This is a genomic window from Sporofaciens sp. JLR.KK001 (assembly GCF_036941055.1).
In the GTDB taxonomy this organism is placed as follows: Bacteria; Bacillota; Clostridia; order Lachnospirales; family Lachnospiraceae; genus Sporofaciens.
In genome coordinates this window covers 1,076,447-1,089,208 of sequence record NZ_JAYMNO010000001.1, presented here as the reverse complement: position 1 = coordinate 1,089,208, position 12,762 = coordinate 1,076,447, and the positions used below count along the sequence as shown (strand labels likewise).

The following is a 12,762-nucleotide window of genomic DNA, read 5'->3' as shown; positions in this document are numbered from 1 at the left end:
TGGGGGGAGGGTAAATTTTTAGTAGAAAGGAGGCGCACACATGAGCAGCCTATTCTATACCGGGCAATCAAGACGCACAAATGGAGCCTTCTCTGTAACCATGAAAGACGGGGCAAAACTGGCAAAAAAACTGGAGAAACTAAAGGACGGAGGCGAGACAGCAATCAAGAGAACCGTGTCGGACTTCACCTCCAGAGCTCCGGCATGGGTAAGCAAAGGGATCCGGCAACATTATGGTGTAGATACCGCAGCAATCAAAGAGGCGGGCCCAAAAACAAAACGGGGGGCCACCTCCACAAATGTATCGGGGATCAGCGTTGACGGGGCGTCCCTCGAATACAAGGGCGAAACCTTAACTCCAATACATTTCAAAATGTCGCCAAAAGCTCCACGAGGTTTACAAGATAAGCGCCAGCGAATACCGGGGCAAATGGTTGACTTTAAGGGCGCAGCTGGCCCGGTAGGGATTGTTAGAACCCCAAAGCCGTATACCGTAAAGGCTACCATTATCAAAGGGCAAAGGGCAAGCATGAAGGCCGGGACATATCTTGCCTCGTCCAGTAAGAAAAATGCAGACGCCCCCACTCTCCCCTTCCAAAGAACGGGGGAAGGAAGAACACCCGTCGAAGCTGTCCGCACTCTGTCCGTGCCGCAAATGATAAGCGGCAAAGCAAAGGAAACGATTGAGGAAACAATCGGCAGCAATCTGGAGAAGCGCTTCGAGCACCATATACAGCAAGCCATGAAGTGAAGCAAAGAAGCAGGCAAAGCAACGAAGCAAACACAAAGCAAATGAACACAACAAACCAATCACAAGCAAAAGAAAACAAAATAAAGCAATTAAAAGCAAAATAAAAGTGATTGAACCGTTCAAGGCAAACCGTGAAAATTTTTCGACAAGCCGCAAGGTACTGTGACAGCTTCCCAGAGCCCTGCGGTGCTGGCGAGCCCAAAACTCGCGCAGACTCCAAAAAATTTTTTTAGGCCGTTTCGTTTCGTTTGGACACCGGAAAGGAGGTGGAGCCATGGCAGACGCACCGAAGCAGAACCTACAAACAACGGCAACAATAGCAAAACTTTTCGAGCTTGACGAGCGCCGGGTGCAGCAGCTCGCAAAAGCTGGCGTCCTTCCTGCGGCGTCCACCCGTCCGTATAAGTTCGACCTGCTCCCGACGATCAAGGCATACATAAAGCACCTGCGGGAAAAAGCCAACGGCAAGGAGGCCAAGACTGCGGACACCGCAAAAGCTGAGGCCGACAAGCTGAGGGCCGAGGCCGACCTCAAACAGAGCAAGGCCAAGATCGCAGAAATGCAGCTCAAAGAGCTGGAAGGGAAAATGCACCGGAGCGAGGACGTGGAGGCCATGACGAACGACCTCGTGTACACCGTCCGCAGCATGATAATGGCGCTGCCCGGCCGTCTGGCTATGGACGTATCTCAGGCAGCCAGCGCAGCCGAAGCCTCGGCGCTGATCCGCTCCGAGTGTCACAAAATCCTGAACGAGCTCGCGGGCTATAAATACGATCCCGAAGCATACAAGCGGCGGGTAAGGGATCGCGAAGGCTGGAGCGAGGCGCTCGCTGATGAAGCCGACGACTAAAAGAGCCGCTCAAAAGCTAAACGCGGCCATAGGCCCGGCCGTCCGAAACTTTAAGCCGCCGGAGGATCTGACGGTGGCAGAATGGGCCGATAGACACCGCCGCCTATCGCCGGAAACCTCCGCAGAGGCAGGCCCGTGGCGCACAACGCGCACGCCCTACCTCCGGGAGCCTATGGAAGCGTTCACCGATCCGAAGGTGAAAAAAATTGTCATGGTGGCGGCCTCTCAGGTGGGAAAGTCTGAGCTTGAGCTGAACATAATCGGCTATATCATAGACCAAGATCCGGGCTCTATCCTCTATGTGCAGCCCTCGCTCGACGACGCCCGCAAGTTCTCCCGGCTGCGTATCGCTCCAATGATCCGAGACAGCAAGGTGCTGAAAGCCAAAGTCTCGGACGTAAAAACGAGAGACTCCGGGAACACGATCCTCCAGAAGTCCTTCCCCGGCGGTATGCTGACAATCACCGGATCCAACAGCGCCTCAGCTCTGGCCTCCACTCCGGCCCGCTACATCATAGGCGACGAGCGCGACCGCTGGGCCATAAGCGCCGGAACCGAGGGCGATCCGTGGGCTCTGGCCGAGGCCAGACAAGCCACATTCTACAACGCGAAGGCCGTCGAAGTATCGACGCCGACCATTAAAGGCTCGTCCAATATCGCGGACAGCTTCGAGAAAGGCACGCAAGAGCGCTGGTGTCACCAGTGCCCTGAGTGCGGCGAGTACGGCGAGATCATATTCGACCGGATCCACTTCGAGCACACCCACAAGAGGATCCGCGGGAAAAAAGTCTACAAGATAACCGGCCCGATCACATGGGCCTGCCCGAACTGCGGCTGCATTATCCCGGAGGAAATCATGCGGCGGCAGCCTGCGAAGTGGATCGCAGAAAACCCGGAGGCATACGACACCGGCGTGCGCTCCTTCTGGCTGAACGCCTTCTCGTCTCCATGGACTCCGTGGGAGAAAATCGTGCTCAAATTCCTGCAAGCGCTGGACGATCCTCAGAAGCTAAAAGTCGTTTACAACACGCTGCTGGGGCAGCTCTGGGAGGATCGCGGGGACATACCGGACGAGGAAGGCATGATGGCGCGTCGGGAGGACTACGGCACCAATGCCGACGGCTCCCCGGTGGAAGTGCCGGAGGGCGTTCTCGTCCTCACCTGCGGAGTGGACACGCAGGACAACCGGCTGGAGTATGAAGTCGTAGGCCACGGCCATTACGGTGAAACGTGGGGCATAAAAAAAGGCTACATCATGGGAAAGCCGGACACCGACGAAGTATGGGAGCGACTCGACGACGTGATCGAGCATGTCTACCACTTCAAGGACAGCCAGCGGGGCCTCCGTATCTCGATCACCTGCGTGGACTCCGGCGGCCACTACACGCAAGAGGTGTACCTGCGCTGCCGGGCCCGGAAAAACAAGCGCGTTTTCGCTATCAAGGGCGGCAACGGCGAGGGGATCCCCTTCGTGACGCCTCCCTCTCAGGTTAAGATCGTACTGAACGGGCAGACAATCGGCAAATGCTGGCTCTATACTCTGGGCGTTGACGCCGGGAAAGAGCTCATAATGTCAAGCGTTCTGGTGCAGGAAGCCGGGCCGAAATATTGCCATTTCCCCCTCGGCGAGTCCTACGGGTACGACTCTTATTATTTCAGCGGCCTGCTGTCTGAGAAGCTGGAGCTCACGCAGACGAAGCGGGGCAACCGCTGGACATGGGTAAAACTGCCCGGACATGAAAGAAACGAGGCCCTCGACTGCCGCAACTATGCGCTGGGGGGCTTTAAGATCATAAACCCGGACATGCAGGCGGTGGAGAAACGGCTCAAAAGCCTGCCAGCAAAAAAGGCACCGAAGAAACCTGCAGCACAGAGGCCGCGGCAGAACCGCCCGGCCAATATTTACAACGACGACTGGTAAGGAGGCACACACATGGCAGCAAGACGACGATCGAAGGAAACCGTGCGCACGGAGCTGGAAAGGACGCGCACCCGGCTGGATCTCTATCTGGCCCGCGAGCAGGAAATGCTCAGCAAGGACGGCGTGCAGCTCTACACGATCGGATCCAGAAACCTGCAAAGATACCAGACACCGCTCACCGCTATTCAGGACGAGATCGAAAGGCTCAGGAAGCGGATCAGCGAGCTGGAGGCAGAACTGGCGGGACAATCTGCCCGCCGTGCGGTGGGAGTAGTCCCCCGCGACTGGTAACGGGTAAACGCCGGGATCCCCGGCTTTACTACGGCAACACCGGAGGGAAGGTTTCGCTCCTTTACTCCCCCGGCGCTGCCGTTTTTTATTACAGACAAGGAGGTGAGGAAAACGAGGTACGACAAAAAGACGGGCCTTTATCTGCCGGAAACCGTGCGCCCGAAAAACAAAGGCTACGGCGAAGCGGGGGCCAGCTGGAGCAAGCGGGCCGTGAAGGGCTTCAACGCACCCAGCGGCTCCGCACATGAGGACATAGACTTCCACAACTTCACCATGAGGCAGCGGGCCCGCATGTTATACATGGCCGCACCCATGGCGACCTCAGCGATCAAGACCAACCGCACAAACGTGGTAGGCGTCGGGCTCCGCCTAAAGAGCCGGATCGACAGGGAGGCGCTGGGGCTCACGCCGGATCAGGCTGAGAGGTGGCAGAAAGACACCGAGCGGGAGTTCTCCCTCTGGGCGTCCAATAAAAGGGCCTGCGACGCCACCGGCATGAACAACTTTTACGGGCTCCAGCAGCTCGCGCTCGTGTCGTGGCTGCTCTCCGGCGACTGTATCGGCATTGTGAAGCAGTACAAAACCACGCGGCTGCTCCCCTACTCCCTGCGGGTACACCTGATCGAAGCTGACCGGGTAGCGACACCGACCGGGGCGGGGCTCGGCACGTCTCTGTTATATACCACCGGGAAGAACCCGGACAACGGGAACACCATATACGACGGCGTGGAAGTAGACAAGGACGGCATGGTGGTGGCCTACCATATCCGCAGCACATACCCCTTCGAGCTCGGCGCACCCGCCCTGACAGAGTGGGCCCGTGTCCTGGCATATCAGGAACACACCGGACTCCCCAACGTGCTGCACGTCATTGACACGGAGCGCCCGGATCAGTACCGTGGCGTGAGCTATCTCGCGCAGGTGATCGAGCCGCTGCTCCAGCTCCGGCGCTACACAGAGTCCGAGCTCATGGCCGCGGTGATCGAGTCCTTTTTTACTGCCTTCGTAAAGACGGAGGCGTCAAAGGAGGAAATGCCATTCAACGAGGTGAACGAGGACGCAGAAACAGAACCAAGGAACCCGAACGACTACAACATGGGGCCGGGACAAGTCAATATTATGAACCCCGGCGAGGACGTCGTTTTCGCTGAGCCCAAACACCCGAACGGGAGCTTCGACAAATTCGTGGAGGCGATCAGCTCGCAGGTGGGCGCTGCTCTGGAAATACCGTCCGATCTGCTGCTGAAAAAGTTCAACGCCTCGTACAGTGCAAGCCGCGCGGCCCTGCTGGAAGCGTGGAAGGCGTTCAAAATGCGCCGGGAGTGGCTGGGGGACAACTTCTGCCGCCCGCTCTATGAAATCTGGATGAGCGAAGCGGTGGCCCGCGGCCGTATCTATGCGCCGGGCTTTTTCGACAATCCGGCGATCCATGCCGCATACCTCGGCAGCGAGTGGCTGGGCCCGTCTCAGGGACAGCTTGATCCGGTGAAGGAAATCACCGCGGAGATCCTCGCGTGCAGCGAGGGCTTCTCTACCCACGAGCAGAGCACGATCCGGCTCAACGGCGGCCAATGGGACAGCAACGTGGAGCAGCTGCAACGCGAAAACGAGAAGCTCGACGGGCAGACACCGGATCCGCACCAGAGCGGAGGCGCTGGAAGCACTCAGGAAGGCGCTCAGGAGCCACAGGAAGGCGAAGAACCGGCAGAGGGGGACAATAACCCACACAACCCGGAAAACGCCCGCAGACGAGGCGCTGAGGCGCTCCGCAGCCTCGTTTTAGCGGAGCAGATCAAACAATCCGTAAAAGGAGGGCAAGCAGATGAAACAACTCAGTGAGCTGCGCATGGGGCCGACACCGGCACCGGTAGCAGCACCAACCGCCACGGCGACAAAGTTCTGGAACGTGGCGACCGTCGGCGACGACGAGGCCGAGATCACACTATACGGCGACGTTATGAGCAAACAGCCGACAGACTGGTGGACGGGCGAACCTGAGCCCGGACTCTACATCACCCCGGAGGGCTTCATGGAGGATCTGGCAGCGGTCAAGGACAAAGGCCACATCACCGTCAAGCTGAACAGCTGCGGCGGCGACCTTTACACCGGGATCGCAATCCACAACGCCCTGAAAACCCTCAGCGGAGAGGTGAACGTCGTCGTGGAAGGGATCGCGGCAAGCGCCGCCAGCGTGATTATGTGCGCAGGCGACACCGTGACCGTGTACCCCGGATCCCTCGTTATGATCCACGGCGTAAGCGTGTATCTCTGGGACAGCCTGAACATTCAGGACATGAAACAGCTTATGAAGGGAATGGACGCCAGCGAGCGGGCCGTGGCTGAAATCTACAACGCCAAGACCGGGATCGCGGTGGACACCCTGCGCGGCATGATGACAAAGGAGACGTGGCTCACCGGCCGGGAGGCTCTGGAGAAGGGCTTCGCCGACAATCTTCTGGAGGACGAGGACGATCCCGACATGAGCATGAGCCACGACCGGAAAGTCCTCTACGTCAACGGCATAGGCCACAACGTCGAAGGGCTCCGTCACATACCGGGCACAATCCCGATCCAGAAAAGTGCTAAACCGGCCGCAAGACCGGTAGCAAATAAAAGGCCGACCAATCAGGCGGCAAAACCAAAAGGAGGTAAAAACCACATGACACTCGAAGAACTGAAAGCTCAGGAGCCTGATCTGGTGAGCCAGATCGAGCAGGCCGCAACGAACGCGGCAAAGGCTCAGGCAAGCGCCGACGCGGTGACAGCTGAACGGCAACGCCTCGCGGACATTGACTCGATCGCGGCCTCTATCCCCGATCAGCAGCTCGTCCATGACGCGAAGTACGGAGAAAACCCCTGCACCGCTCAGGAGCTCTGTTTCCGCGTTATGCAGCAGAGCGCAGCGTCCGGCCAGAACTTCCTCGCGAACTATGAGGCAGACGGAGCGGCCTCTGGCGTCGGCGACGTGGGCGCAACTCCCAACGGCGGCGCGGGCGTCAATCAGGAAGAACAGGACGCGGCAGACATTCAGGCGGTAGTGGCCGCCTACAACCAGACCAAAGGAGGTATGAAGTAATGAGCAGACTCGACGAAAACCTCGGCGGCGTGGGCTTCGACAACCTGATCGCCGACAGCTACCCGCCCGCGGACGTATTCAGCGTGCAGCTGGCAGCCGGGCAGGGGATCCTCGAACGCGGCACCCTGCTGGCGTTAAAAGACGACGGCACCATGGAAATGATCGGCACCGAGACAACCGGAAAGGCAAACGCCGTACTCACGGATCCGGTGGACACCGGAGACGCCGCAGAGGGCGAAGCGGTGCCCGGTATCGCATACCGCACCGGGCATTTCAACACCAACCGGCTGATCGTAGCTGAGGGCTACACAATCACGGCAGCAGACAGAGAGGCGCTCCGCGTCGCGGGGATCCTGACCTCTGAGGCCGTGGAAATCTAAGAAGGAGGACAGAAAAATGGCTTTTAATTACTATGATACACACCACCTGCTTGCCTCCGTGCAGCAACTCCCGCCTCTCCACACCTTCCTGCTGGATCGTTACTTCCCCACGAACGCAGCGACCGACATTTTCGCCACCGACGACGTGCTGGTGGAATACAAGAAGGGCTCCAAGAAGGCGGCACCGTTCGTCGCTCCCCGCAAGGGCGGGATCACGATCCTGCGCGACGGCTACACCATGAAGCGCTTCACGCCTTCCTATATCGCACCGAAGCGCCCGCTCACCATTGACGACCTGAAAAAGCGCGGCTTCGGCGAGGCTCTCTACACCAAGCTGACACCGCAGCAGCGACAGGGCGTAATCATGCTGGGCGACCTCGACGAGCTCCGCGCCATGAACATGCGCCGCAAGGAAGCCATGGCGTCCGAGGTGATTTTCACAAACGGCTGCGTCATGGACGAGTATGTGGACGACCTGCACAACTTCGAGGAAAAAGAGGTGCGGTACTACGACGGCGAGAAAAACCCGGCAGTATATACTCCGGCTGCTACTCTGGACACCACAGAGACAAGCGGGAAACGTTTTCTCGCAGACGTGGCGGCCATGGGCTACATGCTGACGTCCCGCGGCCTTGCCTTCACCGAGGTGCTGGTGGCTCCCGACGTCGCCGACGTGATCCTCGCAAACGAGTGGATCCTGCGCCTGCTGGATAACCGCAACTATCAGATCGGCGGCGTAGATCCTGCCACCCTTCCCTCCGGCGCGACCAAGATCGCCCGCCTCAATGTCAAGGGCCGCATGATCGACCTCCTGAGCTATGAGGACACCTACACCGAAGTGGACGGATCCGTCAAGCCCTTTATTCCTGCAGGCATGATCGCAGCGGGCGCACCGAGCGCCGGGCGCACCGTGTACGGAGCGATCACTCAGGTGGAGCAGTCCGACGGCGAGTTCCACACCTACACCGGCGTGGACGTGCCGAAGTACCTCAGCGACGCGAAACACAACGTCCGCGAGCTGATCCTGAGCTCCGCGCCTCTCTGTATGCCGAACAACGAAAACCCGTTTATCGCCGCGAAAATGCTTTAATGCTGGCGGGGAAAGGAGCAAAGCATGGTAAAAATCAGAGTAACATGTGGCGGCTGCGGGATTGAATACACGGACGAGCACGGCAACGCACGGCACACACTGAAAACAGCCGAGAGCGGCCCCTTCATGTGTGACGCCGGGCAGGCCGAGCGCCTCGTCCGTCTGGGCGTGGCTGCCTATGTAACCACAAAGGAACCGGACAAGACCGAGGGCAGCAGCGATCAGGATCCGGGGGAAACACCGGACACCCAGACCGGATACCTCTCTGCTGAGGATCTGGAAAAATGGGACTTCAACGATCTGCGCAAGCTCGCGGCCGACATGGGACTGAAACCCGAAGGCAAGAAAAAAGCCGATTATATCGCCGCGATCGCAGCCGCAAAGGTTACGGCCGGTGACGACAACACAGAGGACGGCAGCAAGGACGAGGGAGACGACGAGCTCCCGGATCTGGGAGCTGCCGATCCTGAGTAAAGGAGGCAAGGACATGATCCAAATGGTAAAAGGAACCTACGGACGCATGGCGAACGGGCGCGTGGAGCCTATGACGAAGCACTCCGGCCCCTTCTCCCTCTCAGAAGCCCGCGAGGCCGAGCTGGTGAAGGCAGGCGTGGCCGTAAAGGTGGAAGCGTCCGATCAGGCCAATGACTACAACCGCATGAAAATGGCAGAGCTGCGCAAGGCTGCTGCAGCTGCGGGAGTGGACGCAGAAAAGGCAAAAGCGGCCAAGAGCAAGAAGGAACTGATCGGCCTGCTGGAAGCTGCGGCGAAACCTGCGCCGGGCTCCGGCAAGGAGTAAGCCGGTGGGCTTCAAAGAGCAGCTCCAGAAGGATCTCGACTCTGTTTTCTTCAACCTCGACGAGTTCGCAGAGATCCACCGCGTCGAAGGGAAAAAGATCCCCGTCGTGGTGGACAGCGACCAGCTGAACAAGCTCAAAAAGGGGCAGATCCTCGGACTCATAGAGGCCGACATGCTGCTCATGGGAAAAGAGGCAGATTTTCCGGCCAATCTGGAGCCGGGCCGCCTGCTGAACGTAGACGGCCGCGAAATGCTCGTGGCAAACTCAGGCAGGGATCTGGGACTCGTCGAGGTGGCCCTGCGGCAAAACAGAACGGGCTAAGGAGGTGACGACATGACACTGACACAAAGCATTGACAAGGTGGTGGGCTGGCTCGCTGAGAACGTATGCAGCCAGATCACCCTCAAACTCCCGGACGACGACCGGAACGGCGCGGAGTACCCCGTGGAGTATGTACACCCGGCAGCCTTCCCTCTTTATGTGCCGGGAAAAGACCGGCTCCCCCCTTCGGTGCCCGCTCCGATCCCTTCGGTATGCGTGCAGCTCATGGAGGGGAGCGACGATCTGCTGAAATTCAGGCGGCAGCTCCAGCTCCGGCTCTGCCTCTCGTGCTGGAACCCCGGATTACATGGAGCCGAAGTGCTTCATGCGAAGCCGGACGCCTCAAAGATCGGCGGCTTTTCCTACTACCGCGTGACCGGGGAAGCTGCCGAAACATACACCCGCAACATGGAAGGCTGGCGGGACTCTCTCAACTTCGCGGACATTGTGCTGCGCGAAGTCGAAAACGCGGAATTTATAGCAGGGCACCGGCTCGTGAAGGAGTCCGGGATCAAGTACGGGCCGTTCGTTGAGGACGGCAATATATGGGACTACTACCCGTACTGGCACAACTGGATCAGCTTCACGCTGGAGGCCGGAGTCTCTGCGACGACACCGAAACAATACGAGGATCTTTTGTAAGAAAAGGAGGTTTTATTATGCCATATTTACACGGCGCATACGGCGAGATCGGCGACTCCAAAGTAACCGAAGTCCGGCAGGGAAGCGTGATCTGCGCCTATATCGGCACCGCACCCGTGAACCTCGTCCGAGGCTATGCTGAGGCCGGGATCATCAACATGCCGGTCAAGCTCACCGGCATGGGGGACGTACAGAACAAGGCCGGGTACTCCAAGACCGGCTGGGAGGACTTCACGCTCTGCGAGGTTTTCGCTGAGCACTTCGACAACACCGAGGGGGACATAGGCCCGATCTATATCGTGAATGTGCTCAACCCGGACATTCACCGGGACACCGAGCCGATCACCGAGGAACTGACCGTAAAGAACAACCGCGTGGAAATCAAGAGCGCGGAGATCATTCTCGACACCCTCGCGATCAATGACATGGCCGAGGGTGTGGACTACACCCTGAGCTACAACTTCTCCAAGGGGGCAGCCGTGGTGCAGTTTACCAAGACGCCCACGACCGAGACTGTCACCTGCTCCTATAACACAGTGGACGCCTCCATGGTGGACGCTGCCGACATTCTGGGAAAGGAAACCGAGGAAGGGGAATACACCGGCCTGCACGCCATGAGCCTGCTCTACCAGTATTGCAACGCGGTACTTGACATTCTGGCAGCGCCGAGCTGGAGCCATAACCCGGAAATCTACCGGGCCATGGTGAACACCGTCACAAAGCTGAATGGGCACTGGGACGGCTTCGTCAATGCGGACATACCACTGGAGGACGAAGCCGGGAAACCGATCGACACCATGGAGAAGGCGAAAAAGTGGGCCGAGGATCACGCATACAACAGCGAGCGCAGCAAGGTGTACTGGCCCAAAGTCAAGGACGGCACCGGCCGCGTGTTCCACCTCTCCACCGTAGGATCTGCCACCATGCTGCGCGTTGACCTGAGCCACAACGGCGTCCCGTTCGAGTCGCCCTCCAACAAGGCGATCATGGCAACGGGGCAATACTTCGGTGAAAGCTCCAATAACCGCGGCTTCGACCAGCAGAAAGCCAATACCCTGAACGAGTCCGGGATCACGACGGCGTGCTTCTGGGGCGGCCAGTGGGTACTCTGGGGGCCTCATACGGCCGCGTACAAGTACGAGGACAGCATAACCGGGAACATGGACGCCCGCGCGATCTTCGACGTGAACCTGCGTATGCTCATGTACATCACCAACCAATTCCAGATCGACCACGGGACAGAGATCGACTCCCCGCTCACTCCGACGGCTAAGGACACGATCCTGAACGACGAGAAGCGCAGGCTCGACAACCTCTGCGGGATCGGTGCCCTGATCGGCTCCCCTACCGTGGCATTTCTGGAGAGTGCGAACCCGGTCAACCAGATGATGAACGGCGACTTCGTGTGGGACTTCACCGTCACCAACACACCGCCGCTGAAATCTGCAACCGCCCGCGTATGCTACACAGACGAGGGCTTCAATGCGTTTTTTGAAAGTGAATAAGGAGGTGCAAAAGCATGGGAAAATGGGTAGACATTAAAGGCCCCGTAGTGGCCGACACCGTTTACTCGGACAATGTGCTGGTGGCGAAGGACACGTCCTTCACGCTGCCGGGCATTGAGTTTTTAACCGCAGACGTGCAGGCCATGGGGACAATGACCGTGCCGCTGATCGGGCTTCTGGAAAATATGGAGCTCAGCGTCACGAAGATCGGCGTGGACAACGGCCTCAGCCGCCTGAACCGCCTCGAAAAGCAGAACCTCGAATTTAGATGGGTGCAGAGCGTTATCAGCTCGGACGGCTCCCAGTCTACTGAGGGCTGCAAGGCGTTCGTGCGGACGCTGCCGAGCAATATCCCGGAGATCGGCGTGGAGGTAGGAAACGCGACGGAGATCGAAACGACCTACAACGTCACGCGCCTGCAAATCTACGCGAACGGAGTCGAGGTTTTGTGCGTCGATAGGCTGAACCAGATCCTCCGCGTCAATGGCAAGGACTACTACCAGAGCATTGACAATCTTCTGTAATCAACCAACAAAAAGGCCGCCGGTCAATCACATGATCGGCGGCTTTTATTTTCAGAAAGGAGCAAAACCATGGAAAAGAAAGACAAGAAAAAGGACGGCACCCTGACACTGAAAAACCCGATCCAGATCAACGGCGAAACCGTCACCGAAATGCGGTACGACATCAACGAGATCGACGGCGTTCTCTTTGCTACCGCCGAGGCTAAAAAGAAGGCAGCGGCAGGCATGAAAAACGTGTCAATCTCCGCGGCGGCTGAGTTCGACTTCGGCCTCCACCTCTACCTCGGCTATGCTGCCATTATCGCAGTAAATCCGAGCTATGACTTCTCGGACATGGAGCGGATCAAAGGGCACGACGTTGTGGAGGTTATGCAGATCGGCCGAAATTTTATGCTCGCGTCGGACAAGGCTTCACCGGAAAGCGACTCCGACGAGCATACAGAGATTACGCCAGAGTCTACCACACAAGCACCGCAGACCTCGAAAAAAAGCCAATCATAAATTTTATTCTTGAATACGCCGAGGCGGCCGAGGATCTGGCCGAGGAACGGAAACGCGCCAAGGAAAAGGCCAGGCCGCCGATCGGTATAAAACCAAAGCACAGAAGGAGG

The 12,762-nt window shown here is 58.4% G+C and carries 15 protein-coding genes; all 15 read left to right on the top strand.

Features of this window, described 5'->3' with window-relative positions; genetic code table 11:
• Positions 1–40: 40 nt before the first annotated feature.
• Complete coding sequence (locus VSQ62_RS05900) at positions 41–751, top strand: hypothetical protein (protein ID WP_159751770.1); 711 nt, start codon at positions 41–43, stop codon at positions 749–751.
• 274 nt (positions 752–1,025) lie between these two features.
• Positions 1,026–1,601: a protoporphyrinogen oxidase gene (locus VSQ62_RS05895; RefSeq protein WP_334633737.1), complete on the top strand. Its 576-nt coding sequence runs from the start codon at positions 1,026–1,028 to the stop codon at positions 1,599–1,601.
• On the top strand, positions 1,585–3,522 hold the full coding sequence (locus tag VSQ62_RS05890) for a phage terminase large subunit family protein (RefSeq protein WP_334633736.1): 1,938 nt from the start codon (positions 1,585–1,587) through the stop codon (positions 3,520–3,522). The genes VSQ62_RS05895 and VSQ62_RS05890 overlap by 17 nt, the downstream gene beginning before the upstream one ends.
• A gap of 12 nt (positions 3,523–3,534) precedes the next feature.
• Positions 3,535–3,813, top strand: a complete 279-nt coding sequence (locus VSQ62_RS05885; RefSeq protein WP_159751773.1) for a DUF6148 family protein — start codon at positions 3,535–3,537, stop codon at positions 3,811–3,813.
• 102 nt (positions 3,814–3,915) lie between these two features.
• Positions 3,916–5,652 (top strand): phage portal protein, encoded by a 1,737-nt coding sequence (locus tag VSQ62_RS05880; protein ID WP_334633734.1) that lies wholly within the window; start codon positions 3,916–3,918, stop codon positions 5,650–5,652.
• Positions 5,636–6,889, top strand: a complete 1,254-nt coding sequence (locus VSQ62_RS05875; protein WP_334633733.1) for a head maturation protease, ClpP-related — start codon at positions 5,636–5,638, stop codon at positions 6,887–6,889. Before VSQ62_RS05880 ends, VSQ62_RS05875 begins: the two co-directional genes overlap by 17 nt.
• Positions 6,889–7,269, top strand: coding sequence for a head decoration protein (locus VSQ62_RS05870; RefSeq protein ID WP_334633732.1), 381 nt, complete (start codon positions 6,889–6,891; stop codon positions 7,267–7,269). The genes VSQ62_RS05875 and VSQ62_RS05870 overlap by 1 nt, the downstream gene beginning before the upstream one ends.
• 16 nt (positions 7,270–7,285) lie before the next feature.
• On the top strand, positions 7,286–8,359 hold the full coding sequence (locus VSQ62_RS05865) for a major capsid protein (protein WP_334633731.1): 1,074 nt from the start codon (positions 7,286–7,288) through the stop codon (positions 8,357–8,359).
• 24 nt (positions 8,360–8,383) lie between these two features.
• Positions 8,384–8,833 carry a hypothetical protein gene (locus VSQ62_RS05860; protein ID WP_334633729.1) on the top strand — a complete coding sequence of 150 codons (450 nt, stop codon included), beginning with the start codon at positions 8,384–8,386 and terminating at the stop codon, positions 8,831–8,833.
• Positions 8,754–9,158, top strand: a complete 405-nt coding sequence (locus VSQ62_RS05855) for a response regulator receiver protein (RefSeq protein WP_334633728.1) — start codon at positions 8,754–8,756, stop codon at positions 9,156–9,158. Before VSQ62_RS05860 ends, VSQ62_RS05855 begins: the two co-directional genes overlap by 80 nt.
• A 4-nt stretch (positions 9,159–9,162) precedes the next feature.
• On the top strand, positions 9,163–9,480 hold the full coding sequence (locus tag VSQ62_RS05850) for a hypothetical protein (RefSeq protein WP_120478093.1): 318 nt from the start codon (positions 9,163–9,165) through the stop codon (positions 9,478–9,480).
• 12 nt (positions 9,481–9,492) lie between these two features.
• Positions 9,493–10,122, top strand: coding sequence for a hypothetical protein (locus tag VSQ62_RS05845; protein WP_120478092.1), 630 nt, complete (start codon positions 9,493–9,495; stop codon positions 10,120–10,122).
• Between the two features lie 17 nt (positions 10,123–10,139).
• A complete protein-coding gene (locus VSQ62_RS05840) occupies positions 10,140–11,627 on the top strand; it encodes a phage tail sheath family protein (RefSeq protein ID WP_334633727.1) in 1,488 nt (495 codons plus the stop codon).
• 14 nt (positions 11,628–11,641) lie between these two features.
• Entirely contained in the window at positions 11,642–12,151 is a 510-nt protein-coding gene (locus VSQ62_RS05835) for a phage major tail tube protein (protein WP_334633726.1), read from the top strand.
• Positions 12,152–12,220: 69 nt separating this feature from the next.
• A complete protein-coding gene (locus VSQ62_RS05830; RefSeq protein WP_334633724.1) occupies positions 12,221–12,652 on the top strand; it encodes a hypothetical protein in 432 nt (143 codons plus the stop codon).
• Positions 12,653–12,762: the final 110 nt, after the last annotated feature.

Excerpts from the sequence above, each read along its gene's own strand:
- VSQ62_RS05885 (WP_159751773.1), top strand. The coding sequence starts at position 3,535 with ATGGCAGCAAGACGACGATCGAAGGAAACCGTGCGCACGGAGCTGGAA.
- VSQ62_RS05875 (WP_334633733.1), top strand. The coding sequence starts at position 5,636 with ATGAAACAACTCAGTGAGCTGCGCATGGGGCCGACACCGGCACCGGTA.
- VSQ62_RS05840 (WP_334633727.1), top strand. The coding sequence starts at position 10,140 with ATGCCATATTTACACGGCGCATACGGCGAGATCGGCGACTCCAAAGTA.
- VSQ62_RS05895 (WP_334633737.1), top strand. The coding sequence starts at position 1,026 with ATGGCAGACGCACCGAAGCAGAACCTACAAACAACGGCAACAATAGCA.
- VSQ62_RS05830 (WP_334633724.1), top strand. The coding sequence starts at position 12,221 with ATGGAAAAGAAAGACAAGAAAAAGGACGGCACCCTGACACTGAAAAAC.
- VSQ62_RS05870 (WP_334633732.1), top strand. The coding sequence starts at position 6,889 with ATGAGCAGACTCGACGAAAACCTCGGCGGCGTGGGCTTCGACAACCTG.
- VSQ62_RS05845 (WP_120478092.1), top strand. The coding sequence starts at position 9,493 with ATGACACTGACACAAAGCATTGACAAGGTGGTGGGCTGGCTCGCTGAG.
- VSQ62_RS05900 (WP_159751770.1), top strand. The coding sequence starts at position 41 with ATGAGCAGCCTATTCTATACCGGGCAATCAAGACGCACAAATGGAGCC.
- VSQ62_RS05860 (WP_334633729.1), top strand. The coding sequence starts at position 8,384 with ATGGTAAAAATCAGAGTAACATGTGGCGGCTGCGGGATTGAATACACG.
- VSQ62_RS05835 (WP_334633726.1), top strand. The coding sequence starts at position 11,642 with ATGGGAAAATGGGTAGACATTAAAGGCCCCGTAGTGGCCGACACCGTT.
- VSQ62_RS05890 (WP_334633736.1), top strand. The coding sequence starts at position 1,585 with ATGAAGCCGACGACTAAAAGAGCCGCTCAAAAGCTAAACGCGGCCATA.
- VSQ62_RS05865 (WP_334633731.1), top strand. The coding sequence starts at position 7,286 with ATGGCTTTTAATTACTATGATACACACCACCTGCTTGCCTCCGTGCAG.